The organism is Mucilaginibacter angelicae (genome assembly GCF_042434235.1).
GTDB lineage: Bacteria > Bacteroidota > Bacteroidia > Sphingobacteriales > Sphingobacteriaceae > Mucilaginibacter > Mucilaginibacter angelicae.
Genome location: NZ_JBHLTS010000021.1, coordinates 554,970 through 580,011, shown reverse-complemented (window position 1 = coordinate 580,011; position 25,042 = coordinate 554,970). Strand labels below are relative to the sequence as shown.

Here is a 25,042-nt window from a genome sequence, read left to right as displayed (position 1 = left end):
GTTAAACATTTTGTTTTTTACGCTGCTCTATCAGGTATTCGGCCGTGCGCATAGAGAGTGCAAGAATGGTCCAGGTAGGGTTCTTTTCCGATTGCTGGGTAAACACCGAACCATCGGTAACAAACAGGTTTTTACAGTCATGTGCTTGCCCCCATTTGTTGAGCGGGGCCCTTTTGGCATCATCACCCATTCGTACTGTACCCACTTCATGAATGCCCTTACCGGGTTTGTCCAGGCCATAATTGGTTTCGGGGCCTTTGGGCTGAACGAGAGAGATTCCGCCCATCTGCTTCACAATTTCCTGCGAGATCTCCTGCATATGTTTGGCCTGGTTAATATCATCCTGCGACCATTTATACCTGAAACGCAGCACCGGGATGCCGTATTTATCAACTACGGTTGGGTCTATCTCACAATAGTTGTCTTCACGGGCCGTTGATGCGCCATGGCAGCCAACACCGGCCATACTCCCGTAAAACGTACGATAATCATTTTTCAGGGATGTGCCAAATCCTCCTGCATCCTTTGTTTTACCATCTGCACCGGGAACAAAACCATTCAGAAATGGCACAATGGCCCCTTCAAAACCAAAGTAACCGCCATAGCCGGGCATCATCATTCCGCCAAAAATCTCAAGGTGGTAACCTCTTGCAAAATTGAGCTTCTTATTATCCAGCCACCAGGGTGCATAAAGGTGCAGGCTGCCAACGCCATCTTCGTTAAACCGTTTCCTGCCAAACAATTGAGGCAATATGGCCGCGCCGCCACCTTGCGTAGAGTCATGCAGGTATTTACCAACTACATTACTGCTGTTTGCCAATCCGTTAGGGTGTTTATCTGATTTGGAGTTTAACAGGATCCTTGCCGACTCGCAGGTGCTTGCCGCCAGGATCACCGTTTTAGCATTCACCTGGTATTCTTGCATATCATTTTTGCTTATGTATGATACGCCGCTTGCCAGGCCTTCTTTATCAGTCAGGATCTCCCTTACTATGGCATTGGTCACCACGGTTAAATTACCGGTTTTCATGGCCGGGATCACGAGGCATGATGAGGATGAAAAATCGCCGTAAATTTTACAGCTCCGGTTGCATTGCCCACAATAAAAACAGGTGCCCCTGTCCTTGTTGCCCGGTAAAGGTGCTGTCAATATCGAACCACGACCAGCAATAACTTTAATCCCTAAACCAGTGGCCGCTTTTTTTACAAACAGCTCATTAAGGCGGGGCTTAGGCGGTGGAAGGAAAATTCCGTCAGGGTCATTTTCCATTCCTTCCATTGAGCCGTAAACACCCAACAGGCGGTCTACTTTATCATAGTATGGCTTTATTTCATCATAGGTTATTGGCCAGTCATCACCTACACCGTAAGCGGTTTTACATTTAAAATCTTTAGGGCCCATACGTAACGAAATGCGCGCCCAGTGATTGGTACGGCCGCCCAGCATTCTTGAGCGGAACCATTGAAATTCTGATCCATCTTTTTGAGTATAAGGCTCACCTTCCATTTGCCAGCCGCCAAAAGCCGCATCAAAATCGCCCATGGGGCGCGTTGCATTGCCTCCCCGCCTTGGCGACTCATAAGGCCACTTTAACTGCTGTGAATCTTTTGCCGGGTCAAAAAATGGCCCGGCCTCCAGCATGAGCACTTTTATACCAGCTGTGGCCAGCACATAAGCGGCCATGCCGCCGCCTGCACCTGAGCCAATAACAACCACATCGTAAAGGGTTGAAGATTTTTTTATCTGCATTGTATTTAACTGATTAGGGTAAAGGGATTAAACCTGGGCTGCAACTTTTTCAATGAGTTTTTTAGTAGCTGTGGTACCGGCGTAGTCATCAAGGTATTTATCATCCTTACTATACATTTTCAGCAAACCGCCTTCATACTCAATACTCACCCAGCCTTTAAAACCCGAATCTTTGATGATCTTAAACATTTTCAGGAAGTCGGTTTCAGGGTCGCTGCCATTGGGCATAAACACATGCGATTTGGCGTGCACGCCCTTGGCATATGGCATCAGTTCGGCTATGCCCTTGTATTTGTCATACTCCTCCAGGCATTTGGTTTTCATATAACCGGCAATGTCATTGGTTTCGGGCTTGGTGCGGTTTATACAAAAATTTCCAAAATCGGCCAGTGTGCCACAGTGTTTGCTGTTTACCTGTTTCATAACCCCGGCAAGCCAGCCCGCGTTACAGGAAATGCCCACATGGTTCTCTACAATAACATCAATCTTTTGCTTGCTGCCGTACTCAATCAAGCGCCCAAGGCTGTCAACCGCAGCTTTGGCCACGTCATCGGGATTTCCCTCGCCCTCCACATTTACCCTGATCATGGGGCAGCCCAATGCTACAGCAGCATCTATCCACTTGTGATGATTATCTACAGCTTTTAAGCGGATAGCTTCGTTCAGATCACCTAAAACGCCTTCACCATCAACCATGATCCGGAGGTTATAACTCCCCGCATCGGCGGCACGTTTTTTCAGATCGCTTAAAAATTGTTGGTCTTTGGCTTTATCGGCAAAAAACATAGAGCAATAATCCAGCCCGGTTATGCCAAGCTCTTTGGCTTTTGCCGGAAAATCAAGCGGATCCAACTGCTTTGTCCAAAATTGGCTGGCAAATGAAAATTGCGAAACCGCAAGTTTAAAAAATGGCTCCTTTGGGATGCCGGCATACAAAAATTCGGGCAAGGTGGCTGCTAAACCCAGTCCTGCCGCCCCCATAGCGGCTTGCCGGATAAAGTCTCTTCTGTTGGTTTTCATTACGTAATTGGTTGGTGATTTATCTATTTAGTAGATTTTACAAAATAAAGATAAAGACAATAATTTATTATTTAGTAATTTTTACTAAATAAATTACAACCATGGTTTCCCCAACTGAAAATGTTATTTTTGAAGATGCAAACGGAAGCAGAATTTAAGGATTTTATACTCAACGGACACCTTCATTACATACCCCATATATCCATTGACTGTGCAATTTTCGGTTATCATGAGCAACAGCTAAAATTGTTACTTATCAAGCACAGGAACATAGATGGCTGGTGCCTGCCAGGTGGTTATATCAAGCGTACCGAAAAGCTTGTAGAAGCCGCTAATCGTAATGTTAAGGAACGCACCGGGGTTGATAACCTTTTTTTGCAGCAGTTTAAAACCTTTGGCGATCCTGACCGCATCCAGTTTAATAAATTTGACGAAAAAAAATGGCTCGAAGCCGTGGGCATCGATTCATGGGAAGGAAACTGGCTTTTTAACCAAACCATATCCGTAGGCTTTTATGCGATAACCGATTTTTCAGAAACGGTACTTCAAACCGATATCACCACTGCTGAGTGTGCCTGGTTTGATATCAATGCCCTGCCTAAACTGGAGTATGATCATGACGAGATGGTAAGTGATGCCCTGCATACTATGCGGGTACACTTGTACCATTACCCCATTGGCCTCAATATGCTGCCCGAAAAGTTCACCCTGAGCGAGATCCACGCCCTGTACGAAACCTTGCTGGACAAAAAACTTGATATCAGCAATTTTCCCAAAAAACTGATAGCCCTTGGCCTTTTAAAAAAGCTGGATGAAAAGCGGAGTATCGGTGCGCACCGTTCGCCCCATTTATACAGTTTTGATAAAGAAAAGTATGAGCTGGCCTTGAAAGAAGGGCTTGTATTAAGTTAGTTAGCAGCTAAAAGCAGAATGCAAAAAGCTTAAAGCTAATAATACACAAGTTATTTTCCTGGAATATCACACTTCGGATTTACGCAAAAGCGGCAGAACCAGAAAAGTAACAATACAATGTGCAACCAATGAAAGGCCAAAGGTAAACACCAGGATATATGATTTTTTCATCCAGGTATTAAAATAATCAAGAAAACCTGATTGGTTGGTCCCGCTATACAATGCGGCTAACGCAAAAACAGATAAACCTGTAAGCCACAAGGTTAGGTGCGAGTAAAAATAGCGCGGCGAGATCAGACTGGCCTTTGAGAACGAGGTGAATAATAAAACAACATGAGCAATAAAAAGAACAACTGCAGCTGAAATAAGGATATAAAGCATATTAAATATTTTAACCCTGAAGATAATACTTTGGCTGATACAACCAAAAGTTTTAAATTATATTTTTTATTTTAACAGTAGAAGGGGTTGATATTTTCCGGTGCGGCAAACCTGTCAAATATTCAGTTATACTTTTTTACCGTTAATTCTTTGCGATATTATTGTATAAAAAACATTGAAAACCTACCAAATATCAGCCATATTCTTCTCAAAAACAGTAAATTTATAACCTGTTATAAACCAATTACCCATCCTGCAAAAAGGGTATAATTTTAGGCTGATGAGAAAACTTTTTTTACTCGCTTTTTTATTCTTTGTATTGCGCGCAAATTCCCAAACTGCTACACCAAGGCAGCAGTTTCCGGGTTTATTTGAGGCCGTTCAAACTTCAACCATTTTTCCCGATAATAAAACCTTTGTTGATGCTGTTCCTAAACTTGACCCGGCGCTGATCATGAAGGCTTATAACGAGCAGAAAGATAAACCCGGGTTTAACCTGCAGGCGTTTGTACTCGCAAATTTCAATGTGCCGGTATCACACAACAATTTTCAAACTGATATCTCTGCAGGCATCCGCAAACATATTGATACTTTGTGGCAGGTTTTACAACGCCGTCCCGACGAAGCAAAACCTTTTTCATCAACTCTTGCGCTGCCTAACCCTTACATTGTGCCAGGCGGCAGATTCAGGGAAATTTACTACTGGGACTCGTACTTTACCATGCTGGGCTTACAGGAAAGCCACCAGGTTAAAGTGATCCATAATATGGTCGAAAACTTTGCTTTCCTTATTGATAAATATGGCTTTATTCCCAACGGCAACCGCAGTTATTACCTCACCCGTTCGCAGCCGCCATTTTTTGCCATGATGGTAAACTTATTAGCGAAAATTGAGGGAGAGAAAGTGTTGATACATTTCAGGCCGCAATTGATCAAGGAATATGAATATTGGATGTATGGTTCGATGAACGTACAGGCTAACCAGGCCGCACATAGGGTGGTACGGATGCCGGATGGAGAGGTAATGAACCGTTATTGGGACGAAAGCGATGAACCCCGTGAAGAATCGTACATAAAAGATGTTGATGCTGCTAAAGAAAGCAAACAAGCACCCGCGCAGTTTTACCGTAATGTCCGGGCTGCTGCAGCTTCGGGCTGGGATTTCAGTACACGCTGGTTTGATGTATCAGGCAAATTGCCAAGCATACAAACCACTGATATTATACCGGTTGATTTGAATTGTTTATTGTATAATTTGGAAATGACCATTGCCCGCAGTTTAAATCAGATCCAGAATGCCAAGCTTGCTAAAATGTACAGGTATAGGGCAAATAGCCGTAAAAGGGCCATCCTGAAATACTGCTGGAACCAAAAAACAGGCTGGTTTGATGATTACAACTGGCAATTGAAGCAACAATCTACCGTGGAAACACTTGCCGGCGAGTTCCCCCTTGAATTTAAAATTGCCAGTGATGAACAGGCACGGCTTGTAGCTGATGGACTTAAGAATAACTTCCTGAAACCCGGTGGATTGGTTACTACACAAAACTTTTCGGGCCAGCAATGGGATGCTCCCAACGGATGGGCGCCGCTGCAATACATAGCTATAGATGGGCTTGAAAAATACAATTACAATACATTGGCTAAAGAAATTGCCACCCGCTGGCTAAAACTCAACATCAGGGTGTTTAAACAAACCGGCAAATTGCTTGAAAAATATAATGTAGTTGATACCCAGTTAACTGCAGGCGGTGGTGAATATCCTTTACAGGATGGTTTTGGGTGGACTAACGGGGTGCTACTGCATTTGGTAAACAGGTATCATATTGATACCGAGCAGTTAGAAAAGACACCGGCGGAAGTTCAGAACTGATTGGTTGGGAAAGCATGTTGTAGAATCCAGACTTACGAAGTTTCGAAAACTTCGTAAGTCTTTAACTATTGCGAGGAGGAACGACGAAGCAATCTCGTAGCTATGCTGATCCGCTATGCATTGGCTACGAGATTGCCACGCTGCGCTCGCAATGAAATGTTTATTATGATGATTGTTTACTTTATCGTATAAGTTGTCTTATTCATCCCTACTCCTGTAATCTTCAATGATTTCCAGTTAGTGGGCAATTTGCTTTTTACCTGTACAATGCCAGTTGGTGTAATATCCAGGCCGCCAAAGCCCATCAGCAGGCTTTGAATAATCCCCCCCGCCCCTGTAGCAAAATACGGGTTGGTTCCGCCTTTTGTTTCGGCAATTACACGGAATGGCGGATTAAGGTTAGGCTCATAAGCATCTTTGAAAAAGTGATAAGCCTTATCGCCATTGCCCAAACGTGAATACAGCAAGGCAAAAACAGCCTGGGTCATGGCCGGGGTACCCTCATTAGGCACGCGGGTTTCGTAATATTCAAGGTCTTTTTTTATTTGCGCAGGATCGGTTATTGTTTTTAATGGATAAGCCAGCAGGTTAACATCGGCTTGTTTGATCCCTTCACCGTTGTAAGACGCATGTTCGCGGGTAACACCATTATCCAATTTCAGGATGGGGATATTTTGGGCAACATTCACCCAGTCGGCATCGGCTTTTTCGCCTAAAATTTTGGCTGCTGCTGTAGCATTGAGCAGATTGGCTTTTGCAGCGGCATTGGTGAAAGCATTGTTGTCAATATTTTCGGCCCATTCATCGGCAGCAACTACGTTTTTAATATCATAATGTCCGGCGCCGTTGCGCTCTACCCGGCTTGCCCAAAAATCGGCAGTGGCCGAAAGTATCGGCCAGCCTTTTTCTTTTAGCCATTGTTTATCCTGGGTTACGCAATAATAATTCCAGGCGGCAAGGGCTACACAAGCGGTAATGTGGTGCTCAAACGGGCCGCTCAATGCCCAAACCGGTGTTTCCTCTACCCCGCTGTCGGCACTTTCCCAAGGGAACATCGCTCCCTTATAACCATGCGAAAACGCATTTTTTCGCGCGGCATCCAATCGTTCAAAACGGTATTCAACCATTGATTTTGCTATCTCCGGATGTAAAACCAGCATGGCGGGATACATCCAAACATCACAATCCCAAAAAACGTGACCATTATAACCCAAACCCGAAAGCCCCATTGGTGACGGCGAATAAGCCGTACCCGCCCTTGAAAACGAGTATAAATAGTACAACATGCTGTGAATATCCTGTTGCGACTGGTCATCGCCCTCTATTTCGATATCGCTTGTCCAAAGATCATCCCAGGCTTTGTTATGGAATTTGATCAACCTATCGCGGCCTTCCAGTTTCGCAAATATGGTGAGGCGTTCGGCTTCATTCAGCGGATCGGCATGGTGGGCTGAAGTTATGGACGAGCCCGTTACTGCATAGTTATAAGTTTGCCCGGCAGGTATTGCTTTGCTAAACTTCATGAGGTGCATGTTATTATCCCACATTTCATGAATAATGCGCGGCTCTTGTCCATGTGGTTCGTTGAATAAAAACGAAGTTGATGCACACAACTGCATTTTACCCGTAGGGCTTTTTGCTGTTGAAGTAAGCAGACTAATGGTAACATGCGGCCTGTCAATTTCATTATAATAATTCTGCACTTCTTTAAGTGCATCCGGCGCTTCCATTACGCTGGCCGATGTGATGTTAATAGCCTGTTTTGCTGTTACCGAAACATCCATCAAAACAGTAAAAGGCAATTGCCTCAACGAATAGTAAGTATATTTTATAGTTGCTTTATCGGCATAATCAAAAGTGGTGGTGAACGCGGCATGCTGCATATCCAGCTCCTGCTTAAAATTGCTGATGTTTTTTGCATCGATGCGCTTACCATCAATTTCAAGATACATGTTAAGCAGGTTAAAGCTGTTCAGGAAATTGCTTACCCGCCCCCGGCCATAAAGATCATATGCGCCAGCCAATACCACATTTTTAACTTTGAAAGGTTCGGGAGCTGATACAATCCCGATCATCCCGTTGGCTACCGTGATTCCGTAGTAATTAGCGGGATCAATTTTGTCGGCCTTAATTTTCCAGGGATCAATGCTTTGCGCAAACGACACTACCGGTACCATCAAAGCAAAAAATAAACTAAACTTAAATATCTTATTCAAAATCAATAATTTAAATCAAATTATTAAAATACTACTTAATCTTTAATTGCAACTTTTTAACAACCAGCTGCCCTATTTCGGCTCCTTGTTTATTGCCTACAACACAGGCATTTTTAAAATGAATGCCTCCCATTACCCTTGACATTGCTGCTGATTTCGCAGCCATCCGGAATGATTTAAAGGACAACGGATCGATCCCAAACTCCATTTCTGACGAATCGGTATAGGCAAAATCATCACCTATCCTGTTGGTAAGCACTTCGGCAGCAGCTGATGAAATCACGGCATGACCGCTGCTATATTCAGGGAACGGCGGCGTTTGGATATATGGACGCCAATCTGCATCAATATACTTGGTGATTATGGTTTCGGGGCGAACATAGTTTGAGCGGTATTTAAGGTACCAGCAATTGATAAAACCATCAAACAAGGCAATGGCAGTTTCGGTATAAACGCTTACTGTGGTGCCAAAATCAAACTTTTTACTCCTGGTACCGATAGCAGTAATATTCATCCAGTGCCCCCCCGGCGAAAACTTCTTGGTTGCAAACGAGGCATGGCCAACTACATTAAGCTTAAAGGCGTTATCATCCCAGAAATCAGCCTGGTGCTTTTCTTCTTTGGTTAAACTGTCAACTATTTGTTTTACTTCAAGCGCCTGCTTATAAAAGGGACTGTTATGGTCTTTAACATTAAAAACCGGTGGATCGGGTGGAATAAATTGGGCTGTGGAATCCAGTACCATCGGCCTGATTTCGCCCCAATGTGCCTCCAGCGCCTGGGCATACATGGGCGGCGTAGGGATCCAGCGGCCGTCCTGCTGTTTTACAGTATACTTACTTGCCGAACGGGTTTGCGCATAATGATCGCCTTTGCTCCATTTCAATATAAATTTGGCTACTTTACCGGCGTAATTTACTGAGCCCTCAAACAAATCCGACGGCATACCGGCATCTTCAGCTTTTTGTTTAAGCGCACCTACATACTGATCCATACTGCCTTCGGGAAATGTTACTGCGTTGCCAACGGTACAAAAGGCAAGCAATGACGCAAACTGGTAATCAACTGCAGTATCTTTTGATGCTTTTGGCACGGCCGGTAAATGTTTGATTTGCCCGGATAATGATTTAAAATGTTCAGGATCGCCGGAGGCTATAACCTCGTAGGCGGCTATATTGGCATATACATAATTACGGGAAGCAGTAACCGGTGGAAAATTGTTTTCCAGTACGATATCGTTGAGCTTTTTAACGGTTACACGATACAGTTCGGGATCGTGGATTACTTTTTCATAGTCGGGCTTTTTACAGGATGCGAATAAAAATAACACTCCGGTAAGGCAAAATAAAAAGGATCTCATAAGTTATAAAATAGGTTAAAACCAGGCAGATCTATAGGGAGAAATCTGCCGGTCTTTTTAATTGATCATGAGCCAATATAGGCTTTTTTTAGCAATAGGGCTGTATAAAACCGTTTGTTTTTTCATGAAAATAAGTACTTTTTAACCTAAATAAATAAACCTGTATTTTGGATGTAACATGAGTTGCAAATGACGCAAGATTGTTAAATTTACGGTCCCTTAGATCCGTTTTTATAAACCAATGAAGATAAAAGTTCTTATTATTTTAGTTTTGGCCCTTGCCGTATTCTGTTTAATCCCATCAAAAATAAATTTCAATTATGCAGTGACAATTGAAGCTTCGGACGCTGTTACGGCAAAGTTTTTAACCCATCAAAACAATTGGGATAGATGGTGGCCCGGAACTAAAATAAGTGACACCCACTATCGCTATAATGATATCGATTTTAACATCGGTAAATTAACTAACAGCGGGGCGGAGCTTACGATACAAAAAGGTAAACTAAACCTTAACTCTACAATTAATTACCTGGCAACTAATGAAGGCGAAGTTAAAATTACCTGGAATGCCAGCATTAAAAAAGGCACCGGCAGTTTCCCTCCCCTGGTCGATAACTTTAAATTACCAGGCATTGAAAAACAAATAGAAGCGATTTCAAAACACCTGAAGCTTTTTTTGGAGAATGAAAAAAACGCCTACGGCTACAAAATATATTTAAAAGCTGCGCAGGATACCGTATTACTTACCTCAACAACATTATCAAGCTTCTATCCTTCTATCCCTGATATTTACAACATTATCGGCGATTTGAAAAAACAAGCAAATGCCGGGAAGGCCGAAGAAACTAATTACCCCATGATGAATGTGACAAAGATTACTGAAAACCAATACCAGGTGAGCGTTGCTATTCCTATTAATAAATCAATTCCCCCATCCGCAAAAACAGCTATAAACAATATACCAAAAGGGGGCAATTTATTAGTAGCCGATGTACAGGGCGGGGCAAATACAGTAAAAGATGCTTTGGAACAAATTAAAATCTATATGAAAGATCACAGGTTAATTTCTCCGGCTATGCCATTCGAGTCATTAATAACGGACCGGTCTGTTGAAAAAGATACTTCAAAATGGATAACTAAAATATACTATCCCATCTTTTAACTTATTGGGTTACCATCATTAACCGGCCATCATAAGTAACTATCAGGTAGGTATTTGGCGTAATTGTTTTAAGTGGGATTACATTGCTAAGTTCCTGGAAGTTGAAGGAAGCATTGATCCAATAATTGGGATTTGCAAAAGCTGCGTTGCTTTTATTGTAGTGCAGCCCCACTAAACCTAAAGCATCATACTTGCCCTCATAAGGCACTACCCCCCAAAAGTTTCCGTTCAGCAAGAGATCTCCGTTACCTGTTTTTAACATCGACCTGATCGGGGCCTGCTGATACAGGTAAGGCAGGTTGGTAATTTTGGCTGCATGCAACACATCGCTCACAAAAATACTACTGAACCGATTAGCGCTAAGGCGGTTATTGTCGTCCAGTTTATCCTTAAATATTTCGGCCGTAGTTTTGTCGGCCATTTTTTGATAGCTGAGCCATTCCTTTTTCAGATAAGGCAGCTCCTGTTCCAAATCATTTTTAGGGCGAAACGGGTAATACAGATTTTTATAAAAGTATGACAAGATCAGGTCGTTTTTTCCATCCTTATCCAAATCGGTATTATAAGCATAAAGTGGCTGATCGGCGGCAACATTATATTTATTGTTCAATCCCCAGTTGCCTGCAATAAGATCAGGTTTACCATCACCGTCAATATCGGTTATCATAGCAGATTGCCACCAGCCTTTTTCTTTGTCCAAAACCGGCGATGAAAGACGGTTCAATTTTTTTCCGTCATTCAAAAAAACATAAACAGGCTGCCACTCAGCTGTTATCAGCAGATCAGGCTTGCCATTTTTGTCGATATCCGTAACAGTTATGCTGGTAACGTATTGGAGTTTCGAGATCTGATCATATGCTTTGTCATTGCTTATTTCAAACTTTCCATTCCCTTTATTCATCAATACCGCTGATGGAATAACGGCCGTATAATCCTTAAATGAAATGGCACTGGTAAATAAAATATCGTTCAAACCATCTCCATTAAAATCAAATAAGGTAATCTTTGACGCCTGATAGTTTAGTTTCGGTAGGGGCTGATATTCAAACCGAAAATTGCCTTTGTTTATGTATAGCCGGGGTTGTACAAGCTTTTCTGTTTCTATAAATGGATGATTAGCACTGATCACGATCAAATCGGGCTTTCCATCGTTATTGACATCAGCCCAGGTAGCCTGCTCATCGGCAGCATCTTTAAACTGATCAAACTGCGCAACGTTCACTTTTTTAAACCCTCCTGATTTATTGCCGGCTAACAGGTATTTCTCTTCTCCTGCTATGCCTCCAACATAAATATCATCAATGCCATCGTTATTTACATCTGCTACGGCAACTGCAGGTGTATGCTGTAAATACGTATGCGGTAAAAGGGAATAGTAATTAAAATCAGGTGTATCAAAAATTTTAACGTCAGCTAAAAGCTTTGCCTGCACAGGTTTGCTGTCAAATTGCTTCCTGTTATTGATAAAAGCGTCAATAACTTCGGCTGCAGGTTTGCGGCTGTCAACTATTTGAGGGTTATAACTTAAAATAGTTTTCTGCCCGGGCTTAAAATCATTGATCAGTTCATAACTGTTATCGGGCCATACTACCAATAGGGATTCAGGTTTATCGCCAGGGGTAAATGTAAATAGCAGCTCATTATTTAAATTGCTCTCGTAAGCATTGCTGGTTTGTATTTCCTGGTGATCGATATGATTTTTTGATTTAAGGAAAAATTTGGTGCCGATGCCATCCCGGTTAACCAGGTTATATTTTACAGCGTACTTTAGATAAGTAGGCTTGTTTTCTTTACGGCCCTCCATCGTGGTATTGTTATAGATATATGCCGGCTCATCCATATTGTTGGTTACAATATCCAGATCGCCGTCATTATCCAGGTCCACTGCTACGGATCCTGCCGATATGGAAGGCTGCTTCATATCGTTACCAGATGATACATCAGTAAATTTCAGTTGATCCTCACCTCGATAAAAGTAGTTATGCACGCCGCCTTCAGGCATTTTATTGATCTTTTCCTTATCAAAAACATGGTTCTCTTTGTAGGCTTGCATAACCATGGGGTCGCCAAGATATTTCAGGTAATCCATATCATTAAGGCGGCGTTTGATGCCGTTGGAGAAGAACATGTCTTTCCTCCCATCCATATCAAAGTCCTGCACCAGGGGCGACCAAGTCCAATCAGTAGCCGAAACTCCGCTGTACAAACTCAGGTCGACAAACTTATTGCCATTGCCTACATTTAACTGCAGGCAGTTTTTTGAATATTGATAGTAATACCCGGCATTAACTTCCTGGTTGTAAATATCAAGCGGTTCGTCGTTTATCGTTGATCGTAATACCTTTATATCTTCGGGAAGCATATCGGTACTGAGCACATCTAAGTGGCCGTCCTGGTTGATATCGCTGATTGTGTTCCCCATCGAAAACAGGCTGGTATGGCCAAAAGCACTTTTCAACTGTTCTTTAAAAGTGCCGTTATGTTGGTTGATATAGTAATAATCCTGCTCAAAAAAATCGTTACTTACATAAATATCATCCCATCCATCGTTATTCAAATCGCCCACGCTTACACCTAAACCATAACCAATCGGTGCCGAATAAATGCCGGACCCCGCAGTTACATCTGTAAAATGCCCATTATCATTCCTGAAAAGATGGTCGCCCGCATCATGACTATATTTAAACCGCTGGGTTGAATCGCCATAAGTATCATTGCTGTGCACTGATGAAGTGAGCAGGAACATGTCCAGATCGCCATCCTTGTCATAATCGAAAAACGAGGCCTGGGTAGAAAGGCCTGCAAAATCGAGCCCGTATTTAGCAGCGCTTTCGGTAAAAGTTAAATTGCCATTATTGATGTAAAGCTGATTTTTTCCTTTAAAAGTTTTGTAACCCGATACCACACTAACATAAATATCTTTAAGCCCATCGCCGTTGATATCAACTATGGTTACACCGGTTTTCCAATTGCCGGTACCTGCAACCCCGGCTTTATCGGTAATATCCTCAAACTTCATCCCGCCTTTGTTAAGGTAGAGTTTGTTCGGACCTTGGTTTGATACAAAATAAAGATCGGGCAAGCCATCATTGTTAAAATCGGCGGCAGCCACACCTGCGCCATTATAGAAATACAGGTAGTCTAAAATATTAACCGAATCGGATACTATATTCTTGTTTACGAAGGTAACCCCTGTTTCATTAGCCGGGAGCAATTTAAATATGCCATCCCCAGTGTTTTTAGGTTTACAGGAAAACAAGCTTACCACAACTATGCCAAACAGGATAAAGAAATATCTTAAAGTAGATCTGGTAAACAGCATTGAATTGGTGTTAGCGTAGTTCATATGCTTTAAGTGGTTCATCATTAATACCAAACAGGTAATAATTTTTACCTGCTGCATTTTTTATAGCAGCCGATGAGCGTACCTGGCCGGTTAAATTCAGGCCTGTTTTGGCAGCAGGAAAATAAACAAACCCATTTTTTGTGTATTGGTAAACCAGGCCATGATTGGCATCAAGCCTGCCAACTTCGGGCTTAAAGCCATAAAAGTTGCCGCCTAATATGATCTTTTTAACGCCTGTGTTATCAAGATCAGCACACAAAATAGTATTTACCATGGATAGCTGTGCATCGGCAGGCAGTTGCTTGCAGGTAAATTTTCCGCCTTTATTTAAAAATACTGCCGAAGCAAGAAAATTCATTTGATGTATTTCAGCACCATCGAGCATATCGGCCGTAAATACCTCGTTAAATGGTTTGCCTGCATAATCTATATAGCGCAAAAAACGTTTCTTGAAGATTGGCATTTGACCTGTTAGGTCGGGCTTCATATGAAAAACGTAGTTTATGCCATCGCTTTTATACATAGAGGTTACACACTCTTTTGTGCCGTTATTATCAAAATCCTTTACATGAATTTCCATCGGCTGCTCAAACGATGCCCTGAATTTTGAGTTAAGGCCAATGTTGCCGCCAATGATGTCAAGTGTTCCGTCGCCATCAACATCAGCAATTTCGAGGCTGCTCCACCAGCCTTTGTAGTTGGCCAGTTGCTTATCTTCAGTAAATGTGCCTTTGTTGTTTTTAAATATCCTGATTCCCATCCAATTACCGGCCACTATCAGATCTGGCGAACCATTGTTGTCTATATCGGCCCATTTGGCTGCGGTTACCATTCCCAGCCTGGTATCAGTACCTAATACCGATTTAGAAACATCCGTAAAATGTCCGTTGCCATCGTTATGAAAAACAAACGATTCCGGAGAGCAGCCATAAAGTCCGGGTACACTCCGGCCACCCACAAAAAGATCAGGCTTACCATCACCATCATAATCGGCTGAAACGATTACAGAGGCGTTAACAGCAGCATGTAATGTTCTGTCGGGATCACGATGAAAATTTCCTTTACCATCATTTACAAAAAAACGGGGATTATAAACAGGGGTTCCGGCCTCATCAGCATTGCCCCCTACTCCAATAATCAAATCCTGATCACCATCGCCATCAAAATCGCCAAAAACAGCACCGGCATTTTCCAGGTAACCTTGTTTTTTAAAATCATCAGGAATAGTTTGTTTAAACCGGCCATCCTTTTGTTGGATATAGATAGCAGCAAAACTATTTTTTGAGCTGCCAAAATAAAAATCGGTAAGCCCATCGCCATTGACATCACCGGTTGCCATGTACGGGTTTTCTGTCGATAACATCTGGAGCATCAGGCGCTCGTTATCAAAATCAATAAAATCATCTTCCTTATGTCTCGGGATACTATCAAATATTGATTTGGTAACATCGGCAAACAGGGTTTTAACAGGAGGTTTTGACCAGTTATATTTCAGATTGGCATCGGTTTGCTTAACTGCATAAACCTTATCTGTGCTTAAGTTTTTTAACAACTGATAATTATTGCCCGGCCAGATCACCTGTACCGAATCAATCAATTTGTATTTACCGGTACCTATAGTAAGCAAATTAGGCGAAGTGCAGCTTTGGAAGCCACGCGTAGGCTGGTTATAATAAATCAATGAGCTGCCTTTCATAAACACTTTTACGGTAGTACCTATTCCAAAAGCATTTAGCCCGGCCCCTTTCAGTTTTATCTGAATATGGTGGTTCCCATTTTTTTCTGCGTTGTTTTTAAAGATAGATACCGGCGCATTTTCATTGTTTACAATGAGGTCATTATCACCGTCATTATCCAGATCGGCATAGGATGATCCATTGCTAAACCCGGGTTTATCCAAACCGAAATCGGCCGATTTGTTTGTAAACGAGAGGTTGTGATTATTGAGATAGGCATAGTTAGATAATGGCGTTGAAGCCATTTTATCAGTAAAATCTTTGTAATCAAATTTCTTTCTGCCTTCGGCTATCTTGGCCATGTTATCCCGGTTACCTAAAAATTCGATATAATCCTGATCGGTGAGATCTTTATAAATTCCGTTTGATACAAAGATGTCCTTCCATCCATCATTATCCATATCAAACATTAACGCCCCCCAACTCCAGTCGGTAGCAGCTACACCCGAGTAAAATGCAGTTTCGGAGAATGTGCCATCGGCGTTACGTACCTGCAGGCAGTTTTGCATATACTGGTTATAATAGCCATCCCGTTGTTTTGCTTTGATCACATCGTACGATTCAAATGCGGTCATTTTTTTTAAACGCAGATCGCCCTCGGGCAGCATTTCCGTCGTGAAAATATCATATTGCCCGTCGTTGTTGATATCAGCAATGTCCGATCCCATGGAGGCCAGGCTAAGGTGACCGGTTTCATTTTGGATATCTTCTTTAAATGTTCCGTTTTTTTGATTGATGTAGAGATAGTCGCGCTCAAAAAAGTCGTTGGATACGTAGATATCAGGATACCCATCCTGGTTGATATCTGCCACAGAAACGCCTAAACCAAAACCAATATCACTTGAATATATGCCTGCTTCTTTGGTTACATTGGTAAAATGACCGCCATCATTGCGGTAAAGGCGAGCGCCGCCGAGTTCGTCAACAACAGCGCGCAGATTTTTACTGAAATCAAATGATTCTATTGGCCTGAATGAGTTATTTAATACAAAGCAATCAAGATCACCATCGTTATCATAGTCGAAAAAAATGGCCTGGGTTGATAGTCCATTATCTACCAGGCCATACTTTTGGGCCTCTTCTTTAAACGTACCATCATGCTGATTAATAAATAATTCATTGCCCTTTTCGTTGCCGCTGGCATTGCCGCTATGGCAAACGTAAATATCAAGCCATCCATCGCCGTTGATATCAACCATGGTAGCCCCGGTGCTCCAGTATTTAGTGCCTTTAACTCCTGCCTTATTGGTTATATTTTCAAATTTCCAATTGCCTTTGTTGATGTACAACTGGTTACCGCCCATATTAGAGGTAAGATAAACATCATTTAAGCCATCGTTATTAATATCGCCAATGGCAACTCCGCCACCATTGTAGTAATTGCGAAAGGTAAAAACATTGGTACGGTCCTGATCATTAAGCTGGTTGGCGAAGTTGATACCAATGGCTTCATTATCCTGCAGGGTAAACAAAGTATTTTTATTGCCACCATTACATGAGGATAATATAATAAGAGCGGCAAAAAAAAGAAACAGAGGTGTTTTTGGAAGCATATAATCAGGGACAAAACAAACGTAGCGGAAAACTCCGCTACGTTCCTTTCAATCAAATAAATCTCAACTATTAATAACCTGCGTTTTGTTTAAGGTTGGGGTTTGAATCAACCGCACGTTGTGGTATTGGATATACCGTCCTGGCTTTATCAGAAGCATTGGGGCGCTGATCAACAGGATTATTGAAGGTGCCAAAACGGATCTGGTCATTTCTTCTCCAGCCTTCATAATAAAGTTCAAAACCACGTTCAGCAAGCATTGCTTTTTCATCAACGGTTGTAAGCGCAGTTGCACCACGCGGAACGCGGATAGAGTTTACTATTGAAAGAGCGGTTTCTCCTTTAGGATCGGTGCCACCCCGCATAATAGCTTCTGCTTTCATAAGACGTACGTCGGCATAGCGTAATATAATAAGTGTATTGGTAGCATTATCATCATTTACAGAACCATCGGCATTGGGTTTAGGGAAGTATTTAATTACCCTGATACCTTGCGCTTCTGTTGAATAGTTAAGGTCAACTTTGGGTGTAAAAATAAGCGGCGCACCACCACGGGTTGTTAAAGCTTTATGACCCGGACCATATTGCTGACCTACCAGGAAACCTGTATTTAAGCCGTTAAGCGCAGTTAATCCAGGATAATCACCTCCTCTTCTCTCATCTTTCGGATCAAAGTTGTTATAGAAATCGGCAAGAGTGGTAAAACCATTCCAACCGCTTGGCGATTGGTTGTAGTGCATACCCATTCTCCAGCGGTTATGTGTATTTGCCGGTGCATTTGTGGCCGTATTGATTATACCAAAGATGATATCCTGAGATTTTTCGGTATTATCCCATGCAAAATCCTGGAAATATTTACCGGCTGGCTCTATTTGATAGCCAGCATCGGCAACACTATTGGCATAGCCAATAACTTTATCCATATCTGCTTTAGCAAACGTGAACGGTCCACCAACTGCAGTGGCTTTATAAACAGCTTTATTCAGGTACACTTTAGCAAGCATAGCCTCGGCGGCTGCTTTTGATGCTTTACCTATTGAGGTTGCAGCGCCCAAACTTGATTCGGCAAGTTCAAGATCTTTGATGATAAAATCGGTTGCATCGCTACGATTGTAAACCTTAGGGTTTTCACTTGATGGAGCAGCCGGATCCCTAAACGGAGCCTGTCCGTAAAGGTCAACTACCTGCCACATAAAATAAGCGCGTAAAAAGCTTGCCTCGCCTTTTATCTGAGGACTAACACCTGAAGTATTGATTACCTGTGTTGCACGATAAACACCGGTATTTAACTCATCCCACGTGTCACTGATTTGCTGGTGCAATGCATCCCATGTATGCGTATGCAATTTACGCCATGTACCAAAATCCCCCCAGTCGGTACCGCGTGTAGGGCCCATCATTTCATCAGTAGGGTGCTCTTGTAATGCGTATGTATTTGCCTGGTTTGATTGTCCGTTTAGTTGTGCGTAAACACCATTTAGATCAGATGCCGACCCCGCATTACCTGTTGATATGGATTTTGATCCATAAACGGTTTCATTCAATTTTGTACAACTGGTGGCCGTTAAAAGGAGGCCTGTAGCACAAATCGCTGAAATTTTCAATGTAATATTTTTCATTTTAATAATTTTAAAATCCTGCGTTTATACCTATTGTAATAGTACGTGGTTTTGGATAGGAAGCATAATCGATTCCTCTTGATGGCACGTTATTGATGTCTTTATTTGTGTTAACTTCAGGATCGAGGCCTTTATAACCTGTTATTAGGGCAAGGTTTTGACCGCTAACATTAAAGTTTAATGATTTAAAAGTTTTTGACTTACCAAGGTGTACAGTGTAACCCAAAGTAACATTTGAAAGACGCACAAAATCGCCTTTTTCAAGGAAGCGGGTTGATACCTCGCCGGAGTTTAATACGTTTTCGTTACTGTTTGCTACTTCTTGTGTTACGTTGTGACCGGTAACAAGGTTGCCTCTGTAAAAGTAAGCATTGGCGGTATTATTATAGATATAAAACCCTGTGGCTGCGTTTATGAAGATACTCGCATTAAATGGCCCGTAGCTAAAGTTATTGGTTAAGCTGGTGGTAAATTTAGGCAGTGCGCTGCCTTGTAACGTAGCCTTATCAATACCGTTTGGATAAATACCAAATCCGTTTGAATCAAACCCGTTAAACTGCGGCACCTTGAAGGTAAATATCGGGTAATCGTTTTGTATTACCTGTGCATAAGCACCCGACAGGCCCTGCCCGTTTATAGCACCTGTATTTACAATACGTTGTTTAAAATCTTTAACAGTATTCTTTAAAATAGTCATGTTGTAAGCAACATCCCACCTGAATTTTGAGCTTTGAATAGCCGCTAAATTCAAGCCTAACTCTAAACCTTTGTTTATGATCTTACCCGGAAGGTTGATCCATTGCCCCGGAGACGGAGCAGGAGCTGAAAAGTATTGGAAAAACAAAAGGTCTTTAGTGGTTTTGTTGAAATAATCAACAGTACCTGTTAACCTGCTGTTAAAGATGGCAAAGTCAATACCCGCGCCATATTGCGTGGTAGTTTCCCATTTCAAATCGGGGTTAGGCGACCATAGCAATGTATTACTGTTACTACCAAAATTATATTGATTTACCGCTAATGACTGGTATGGAGGGAACTCCTGGTTACCTGTTTTACCGTAGTTAACCCGAAGGCTCAGATCATCAAATACACCTTTAGGTGCAAAGCTTTCGTTCATGATCTTCCATTTAACAGCCAGTGCCGGAAAGGTAGCACGTTTGTGATTTGAACCAAACTTTGATGAACCGTCTGAACGTACAGTAGCGGTTACCAGGTAACGGTCCATAAAAGAGTAGTTAATCCTGCCATAATATGACTGCAGTTCTGACTTAGCAGTATCACCGTAAATTGGCAGCCTGTTCTTAAACGCATCAATGCTTTTTACCAATACATTGGCTGTAGCAGTGTTCCAGCGAACATCGTTCCAGCTATAGTTTTTAAACACCTGGTACGAATAACCTGCTAATACGGTTAATGCACTTTTATCCGACCATTTTTTATCATATGTTAAATTATGCTCAGTAATTTGTGAGCTCAACTTAACATTTTGGATCTGACCACGGCCATTACCTGAAATTTGAGCAATTGATTGCCCCCTAACGTTATCCGCATCGGTGTAACCCTGCAATAACGGATCGTAATAGGTAGTTCTTTTGGCTGTAGAATAATCATCGCCAAAAGTTCCTTTGTATGATAAATCTTTGGTGATTTTAAACGTTACACCGAAGTTGCCAAGGTAACGGTGCACCCTGTCTTTATCATCAATGAGGTTAAGCATTGCAACCGGGTTCCTGTTTGTACCGTCAAAATAGTAAGTTCCATCGGCGTTTTTAATAGGATAGGTTGGATTTGCACCCAGGGTTGCGCCAATCAAGCTACCCTGAAAGCCGGCATTATTAGTAATAGGTGCATAAGTATTGTGTAAATCAGCCGCCAGGAACGAAAGGTCTAACTTAATTCTATCGCCGAGCAGTAGTTGGGATGCATTTATGCGGCCGGTTCCACGTTTTAATTGTGATTTTTTTACAGTACCATTCTGATCATCATAGCTGAAAGATGCGCGATAGTTAAAGCCGCCTTTTGCGCCGCCAAAGCCTAAGTTATAGTTTTGTGATACGGCAGTACGGAAAATCTGGTCTTGCCAATTGGTATTAGCACCTTTATTAACCGCACTTGCATCAGCTCCTGTTGCAGTAACTGCTGCAATAAATTGCTGGGCATTTAACAGGTCATAACGTTTGGCAACGCTGCTGATAGAAGTATTTGATGAAAATTGAATCCCGGCTCCCTTACGGCCTTTTTTGGTAGTGATCAGTACCACACCATTGGCACCGCGTGAACCGTAAATGGCCGAAGCAGAAGCATCTTTTAATACTGATATATTTTCAATATCAGCAGGGTTAAGAAACGCAAGCGGATTTCTTGCAGACGACATACCTAAAGAGCCCGTAGTAGCCCCTGAAGCCGCATTGGCATCATTTGCTATTGGCACACCATCAATTACGTACAATGGATCATTACCGGCCCTTATTGAACCTGTACCACGGATAGAGATAGAAGATGCCGCACCTGGCTCACCACTTGAGGGTGTAACCTGAACACCTGCTATACGGCCTTGCAGCAATTGATCGGGCGTTGAAATTACCCCTTTGTTAAAATCTTTAGTGCTTAATGAGGCTACCGAACCCGTAGCATCTTTTACTCTTTGAGTACCATAACCAACTACAACAACTTCGCTTAGTGTTTTGTTGTCGGCTTCCAGGCTTACATTAACGGCAGTACGCCCGCTAATAGCAACAGTAAGATTAACATAGCCTACATAAGTAAAGGTAAGGCTGTTTGTGTTAGCCGGAACAGAAATCCGGTAAGTTCCATCGGTGTTTGTTATGGCCCCGCCTGCAGCACCGAGCGCAGTAACCACAGATACCCCTATTAAAGGGGAGCCATCTTTTTTGTCAGTTACTTTACCTGTTATTACCTTATTCTGGGCCATAGCAGGCTCCATCAAAAAGAGAAAAACAGCAAAGAAACATACTTTGAGTAAATGTTTAATTTGCATAAAACTTGAGATTTAGTTGAAATTGGTTTGTTATTTGGGTTTAGTTTTCAACCCGTAAAAAGAGCACCTACATTTTATACGAAATCATGCTTATATAGTTTCGGGCTATCATAATATATAATACCCCAAAGCATAAGCATAAATGCTATGAAAACAATGCCTGTACCAGCGCAGCAACAGGTTAGTACAGGATAAAGGTTAACAATAACTGGTCGTTTAAAAATGTAATGGTTTACAATTATTACAGATTAAAATCTAATGCAATTTAATTATAAATAAACTCAGAAAAAGGTTTATGCCGGGCAGCAATAGCAAAAACAGCTTATTTTAATATTTTTATAAAGTTTTTCGATGTTTTTAAAAGTTAAAAAACTGAAAAACAAATAGTTATATAATTTTTTACCTGGAAAAATATAATGCTTTTTTTAATCATTCATGATACTTTTATGATAAAAAACCTGTAAAATCAGGTAATTTTACAGGTTTTTTAACCGTTCAATATTTCTGAAAAACTTAATCATAGTCAAAAGCCTTAATATCCATAATACGTTGTTCAAACTGATCCGGATGCAGGGATTTTGCTTTGATCCTCATTTTGTAAACGTAAATTGTATTAACAGAATACTCCAGTATTTTGGCAATGGTTTCGTTATCGGCAATACCCATCCTTATAAGCGCAAATATCCTGAGGTCGGTATTTAATACTTCATCTTCATCGGGCCAGATCTGATCCTTCTCGGCAAACAGGCTGTTAAATACTGTAATGAAATTAGGGAAGATCTTTAAAAAGATATGGTCAAAGCTATAATACAGGTTTTCCCTTTCTTTTTTAATATCTATGCTATCTACAAAAGTATGAATGGCATCATATTTTTTCATCGAAAGCTTGGCATCAATGGAGATCTTCAAATTTTCGAGCTTAACTATATAACCTGAGATAGCTTTAAAAAACTGCCCGATATATTCCTCCTTAATTTTGGCATCTTCAATTAATTTCCCGTTAATGTGGTTTAGCTGCACATTTTTTCCCTCAATTATAGCTTCTTTGATCTTCAGGTTTTTTAATTGTTTAACGATCATCACCAGGAAAAAAACCACCAGTAAAGCAAGTGCTGTAATAATTAACAGAAATACCAGGAAACGATTTTTTTGATGCTCGGTATTGTTAAGTTCGGCAGCGGCTATTAATGGTAAAATTGCCCCTATTTGTATTTTGCGTTGTCGCGCGCCATAAAAATCGGCATCAGCTTTAGCTAATTGAATAAAACTGTAAGCATCTTTGATATTACCTTGCTTATACAGCAGCTCGGCCAGGGTGTAGAGCGCAACAGTTTCGCGGGTTGATGATTTTATATCAGCAATTGCAGCCCTGATCATTAAATTAAGACCTTCTTCGTGTTCATTATCTTCAAGACAGATTGAGCCTAACGAACAGGATACCATTGCACGCAGGTGCATGGAAATTGGCATATCCCTTTCCAGCAATTTTCTGAACCTTATCCTCCCCTCTTTATAATCTTTTTCCTGGTAATCCTGCAAACCAAGCAGATAGGTGTGCATGATATGGTCGTTCCCGCAAAAGGATACCGCCGAATCAATGTATTTGTTACCAGCTTTAATATAATAAGGGCTGAAATATTTGTCGTTACTGTAATTAGCCAGATCGTAATTACATCTGCCTAAAAAAAAATAGTAATCAACCTTATCAACATCATTTAAAGCCTTCACATTTACTTTACGTAAATAATCAAAGGTTTCATTAAACATGCCCGATGAAAGCAGGATGAAAGCCATCCTTACATAACTATAATATTCTTTACGTTTATTCCCCGTTACCTTGCTTAACGAGATCATTTTATCGACATAAACATAAGCCGAATCAAATTGATATGATTTATATTCGGTATAAAGCTTGTCCCAGGTATCAAACCTGGCATCATAATCGGTTTGTGAAAGCTTTGACTGGTATGTTTTTAATTTTTGGATCCGTACTTCTTTACTACCGTCATATACATTTTTCTTTGCTATTTCATTCTTTAATTCTTCGAGTAATGTATTGGTATCAGTTAATGCATTTGCTGAAAGACTAATTAATGAAAAAAGCAGGTAGAATATATATTTCATTTTTTGTTATAAAGATTTTTAATAATAATAATACGGCTGATCACATGACACTTAAATCAAACACACAATCTCAGTAGATCAAATAAATTAAAACAGCAAAAAAGGCTCTCATTTTGGGATAATGGCATACTTATCCCCGGTTTATCTTCTCAAATATATGGAATTGAAGCATTGCTAATGCGTTTTAGTTTTGTTTTTTAATAGAAACATATTGTACAACAAATGCTGAAATTAAGGTACCAGGTAAAAACCAAAATGGGGTAGCTATATTTAGCAATAAAAACCTGGAAAACGAAATAGCTGCTAACAGTCCTGCTGTGAACCTTAAAGATGTATATCAATCGTTCTCCGTTTTCTATTGATACTTGACATTAGCAAAAGGGCATACAAAATGCTCCTTTTATGCTATTATTGCCGGGTAAAGAATGGTTAATGAAAATAAACTTTGCTTTTAGCATAAAAACATCCTTTATTTAAAAAAAATCAAACGAAATTTGTGTACGGTGGTTATCTATCATCTTTAATCTCAATTTATAAATGGTCAAATTATTTGTAGGCGGCTTTCCTCTGGAAATGACAGAACTGGAACTTGTTAAAATGATAGGTCCACATGGCGATGTGGAAACGATTAAAATTGTACGTGATAAAAAAACAAGGATCTGCAAAGGGTACGCATTTCTGGAAATGAAAGACCGTACAGGAGCCGAGAACGCAGTGATAGCTTTAGACGGTACCCCCATCGCGGATAGGGTATTGAGTGTAAAAATAAACGACGACTTTGTTAAGAAAACCCCGCCGCCACGTAAATCATTTGGCTACGGCAATAACAATAACAGGAATAACGGTGACAGGCCTAACAATACCCGGAGCTATGGTAGCCAAAGCAACTACCGGAGTAATAATGATCAGTCGCCGGCTGGTGACCGACCAAGGCGCCCCAGGAAAACGATGTAACGGATGTGTGATAAATCACATATAAAAAATCCCGGCTAA

Annotated in this window: 14 protein-coding genes; 4 read left to right on the top strand and 10 right to left on the bottom strand. The window is 41.3% G+C overall.

Annotated features, from left to right (window positions below):
- Position 1 precedes the first annotated feature (1 nt).
- Both ACFFGT_RS11920 and ACFFGT_RS11915 read right to left on the bottom strand, forming a co-directional pair.
- Entirely contained in the window at positions 2-1,750 is a 1,749-nt protein-coding gene (locus tag ACFFGT_RS11920; RefSeq protein WP_377022759.1) for a GMC family oxidoreductase, read from the bottom strand.
- Positions 1,751-1,777: 27 nt separating this feature from the next.
- Complete coding sequence (locus ACFFGT_RS11915; protein WP_377022758.1) at positions 1,778-2,770, bottom strand: TIM barrel protein; 993 nt, start codon at positions 2,768-2,770, stop codon at positions 1,778-1,780.
- Positions 2,771-2,905: 135 nt separating this feature from the next.
- On the opposite strand from ACFFGT_RS11915, the gene ACFFGT_RS11910 reads away from it, so the two are divergent.
- Entirely contained in the window at positions 2,906-3,682 is a 777-nt protein-coding gene (locus ACFFGT_RS11910; protein WP_377022757.1) for an NUDIX hydrolase, read from the top strand.
- Between the two features lie 66 nt (positions 3,683-3,748).
- Here ACFFGT_RS11910 and ACFFGT_RS11905 read toward each other — a convergent pair whose 3' ends face one another.
- Positions 3,749-4,063, bottom strand: coding sequence for a hypothetical protein (locus ACFFGT_RS11905; RefSeq protein ID WP_377022756.1), 315 nt, complete (start codon positions 4,061-4,063; stop codon positions 3,749-3,751).
- 280 nt (positions 4,064-4,343) lie between these two features.
- Between ACFFGT_RS11905 and treA the strand changes: the two genes are divergently transcribed.
- Complete coding sequence (treA, locus tag ACFFGT_RS11900; RefSeq protein ID WP_377022755.1) at positions 4,344-5,936, top strand: alpha,alpha-trehalase TreA; 1,593 nt, start codon at positions 4,344-4,346, stop codon at positions 5,934-5,936.
- A gap of 176 nt (positions 5,937-6,112) precedes the next feature.
- Here the strand turns inward: treA and ACFFGT_RS11895 are convergent, their stop codons facing one another.
- The gene (locus ACFFGT_RS11895; RefSeq protein ID WP_377022754.1) at positions 6,113-8,152 is read right to left on the bottom strand and encodes a kojibiose hydrolase; all 2,040 of its coding nucleotides are present in this window, start codon (positions 8,150-8,152) and stop codon (positions 6,113-6,115) included.
- Between the two features lie 31 nt (positions 8,153-8,183).
- Positions 8,184-9,512, bottom strand: a complete 1,329-nt coding sequence (locus ACFFGT_RS11890; protein ID WP_377022753.1) for a vanadium-dependent haloperoxidase — start codon at positions 9,510-9,512, stop codon at positions 8,184-8,186.
- 241 nt (positions 9,513-9,753) lie between these two features.
- On the opposite strand from ACFFGT_RS11890, the gene ACFFGT_RS11885 reads away from it, so the two are divergent.
- Complete coding sequence (locus ACFFGT_RS11885; protein ID WP_377022752.1) at positions 9,754-10,674, top strand: GyrI-like domain-containing protein; 921 nt, start codon at positions 9,754-9,756, stop codon at positions 10,672-10,674.
- A 1-nt stretch (position 10,675) separates the two neighbouring features.
- On the opposite strand, the gene ACFFGT_RS11880 is transcribed toward ACFFGT_RS11885, so the two are convergent.
- From ACFFGT_RS11880 to susR, 5 genes are all read right to left on the bottom strand, one after another.
- The gene (locus ACFFGT_RS11880; protein WP_377022751.1) at positions 10,676-14,020 is read right to left on the bottom strand and encodes an FG-GAP repeat domain-containing protein; all 3,345 of its coding nucleotides are present in this window, start codon (positions 14,018-14,020) and stop codon (positions 10,676-10,678) included.
- Positions 14,007-17,309: a VCBS repeat-containing protein gene (locus tag ACFFGT_RS11875; protein ID WP_377022750.1), complete on the bottom strand. Its 3,303-nt coding sequence runs from the start codon at positions 17,307-17,309 to the stop codon at positions 14,007-14,009. The genes ACFFGT_RS11880 and ACFFGT_RS11875 overlap by 14 nt, the downstream gene beginning before the upstream one ends.
- Before the next feature lie 70 nt (positions 17,310-17,379).
- On the bottom strand, positions 17,380-18,927 hold the full coding sequence (locus tag ACFFGT_RS11870) for a RagB/SusD family nutrient uptake outer membrane protein (RefSeq protein ID WP_377022749.1): 1,548 nt from the start codon (positions 18,925-18,927) through the stop codon (positions 17,380-17,382).
- A 10-nt stretch (positions 18,928-18,937) separates the two neighbouring features.
- A complete protein-coding gene (locus ACFFGT_RS11865; protein WP_377022748.1) occupies positions 18,938-21,859 on the bottom strand; it encodes a SusC/RagA family TonB-linked outer membrane protein in 2,922 nt (973 codons plus the stop codon).
- Between the two features lie 579 nt (positions 21,860-22,438).
- Complete coding sequence (gene susR, locus ACFFGT_RS11860; protein ID WP_377022747.1) at positions 22,439-24,049, bottom strand: SusR family glycan utilization regulator; 1,611 nt, start codon at positions 24,047-24,049, stop codon at positions 22,439-22,441.
- A gap of 537 nt (positions 24,050-24,586) precedes the next feature.
- Here susR and ACFFGT_RS11855 point away from each other — a divergent pair.
- Positions 24,587-25,003, top strand: coding sequence for an RNA recognition motif domain-containing protein (locus ACFFGT_RS11855; protein WP_377022746.1), 417 nt, complete (start codon positions 24,587-24,589; stop codon positions 25,001-25,003).
- The last annotated feature ends 39 nt before the right edge of the window (positions 25,004-25,042 follow it).

Bases quoted from the DNA above. Each gene is read 5' to 3' on its own strand.
- ACFFGT_RS11920 (WP_377022759.1), bottom strand. From the start codon at position 1,750: ATGCAGATAAAAAAATCTTCAACCCTTTACGATGTGGTTGTTATTGGC.
- ACFFGT_RS11915 (WP_377022758.1), bottom strand. From the start codon at position 2,770: ATGAAAACCAACAGAAGAGACTTTATCCGGCAAGCCGCTATGGGGGCG.
- ACFFGT_RS11910 (WP_377022757.1), top strand. From the start codon at position 2,906: ATGCAAACGGAAGCAGAATTTAAGGATTTTATACTCAACGGACACCTT.
- ACFFGT_RS11905 (WP_377022756.1), bottom strand. From the start codon at position 4,063: ATGCTTTATATCCTTATTTCAGCTGCAGTTGTTCTTTTTATTGCTCAT.
- treA (WP_377022755.1), top strand. From the start codon at position 4,344: ATGAGAAAACTTTTTTTACTCGCTTTTTTATTCTTTGTATTGCGCGCA.
- ACFFGT_RS11890 (WP_377022753.1), bottom strand. From the start codon at position 9,512: ATGAGATCCTTTTTATTTTGCCTTACCGGAGTGTTATTTTTATTCGCA.
- ACFFGT_RS11885 (WP_377022752.1), top strand. From the start codon at position 9,754: ATGAAGATAAAAGTTCTTATTATTTTAGTTTTGGCCCTTGCCGTATTC.
- ACFFGT_RS11880 (WP_377022751.1), bottom strand. From the start codon at position 14,020: ATGAACTACGCTAACACCAATTCAATGCTGTTTACCAGATCTACTTTA.
- ACFFGT_RS11875 (WP_377022750.1), bottom strand. From the start codon at position 17,309: ATGCTTCCAAAAACACCTCTGTTTCTTTTTTTTGCCGCTCTTATTATA.
- ACFFGT_RS11870 (WP_377022749.1), bottom strand. From the start codon at position 18,927: ATGAAAAATATTACATTGAAAATTTCAGCGATTTGTGCTACAGGCCTC.
- ACFFGT_RS11865 (WP_377022748.1), bottom strand. From the start codon at position 21,859: ATGGCCCAGAATAAGGTAATAACAGGTAAAGTAACTGACAAAAAAGAT.
- susR (WP_377022747.1), bottom strand. From the start codon at position 24,049: ATGAAATATATATTCTACCTGCTTTTTTCATTAATTAGTCTTTCAGCA.
- ACFFGT_RS11855 (WP_377022746.1), top strand. From the start codon at position 24,587: ATGGTCAAATTATTTGTAGGCGGCTTTCCTCTGGAAATGACAGAACTG.